Genomic DNA, 1,337 nt, shown 5'->3' on the forward strand with positions numbered 1-1,337 from the left:
AAGTTCGTACCAATAAACATACCAGCGTCACCAGAGCATAACCCTGTGATATGGAATAGCTTGTCGACATTATCTGCTTTACAAACACCCCCTTTTAATTTCTTAACGTTGTTAAAACTATAAGAGTGATGCTGTCCGTGGGGCGAGCCTGGTTGAGGATTCTGTTCAATGTTTTTAGCATCTAAATCATCGTAATCTAGAGATTCAACATTTAAGAAAATCCAAGCACCACGATAATTTTCAACATTTTCTGTTTGTATGTTTTTCGCCTCTCCGTGCTTCGCAATCACTCGATTGCAATTGGTATACTGGACGATGCTTTCTGCTAAAAAATTACCATCAAAGCTGATCCCTATCGTGCCAGTAAATCCCATATTGTTTTGGGTGTGGAAAACATAATCAGAGTGGTTAGCAACAAAGGTGACGGTCCATTCTTTGATGGCCTTCCAAATAGTATTGCCTTGCAGATTAATGGTTTTTGTCGTGAAAATCCTAGCAAGTGAACCATGTGCATCTCGCCACAAGACTGTACAACCACATGACATCAGAAAATCCAGTTCTGAATCGGTGGGGTTGAAATAATCTTTAATATATTTATCGGCATGGATTTCATAATCATCCTGCAATAGTTTTGATTTAAATCCACTTTCGAAGGCCACTTCAAAGTCATTAATTGAAGCGATCACTTCACCTGGTGATGGGGGTGGGAACATGCGCAATCGACGCTGCTTTTCGGTCAGCCTTAGTGCGTTTTCATTAGAGATAACCTTGCCAATTAAGCTTAACGACGTTCCAACCATTTGCTTTGTTCCAGTGTCGATTTCTGAGTTTTTCTTTATCTCTTCATCAACATGGAAAGTGCTCGGCACGCCATTTTCTAGCCAGTATTCTTTTGCAAAATCTTCTTCTATCGACGCAGAAGTATCAAAAGGCAACTTGGATGGATTAGGCAAAAACTCCTTGTATGAAGCATCGCCAACGACCCCGACAAAATATCGCTGAAACTTATCACTAATAGTGGTCGAAGGCGTCCATGAGATCGGCTGCTGTGATAAAGAAAAACGACCTATGAAATCAATTTCGCGATGACTTTGAGCCGCTTCATGTTCTGCCGCGTTTTTTGATTGAAAGGATGCAAAGTCAACATCTTTCTTGATGTTGGCTTCCCTTAACTCTCTGGAAAGCTTTGGAAATGAATCTCTCAATCCAGATGGAGTGTCGACCGTTTTATCTTTAGTTCCTAGCTCATTAACAAGAGAACTTGCCCCCTCATACCTTGTCACCGCGACTTCGGTACGTTGCTCGATGTTTTGAGTCATGGTTTAACCTCATAAAAA

The 1,337-nt window shown here is 41.0% G+C and carries 1 protein-coding gene; it reads right to left on the reverse strand.

Translation table 11 applies throughout. The features are described 5' to 3' along the window. Nucleotides 1-1,319: hypothetical protein (locus R7Q48_RS24230; RefSeq protein ID WP_318132631.1), on the reverse strand; the 1,319-nt coding region annotated here is incomplete at its 3' end. Nucleotides 1,320-1,337: the final 18 nt, after the last annotated feature.

The organism is Vibrio sp. 378 (assembly GCF_033339435.1).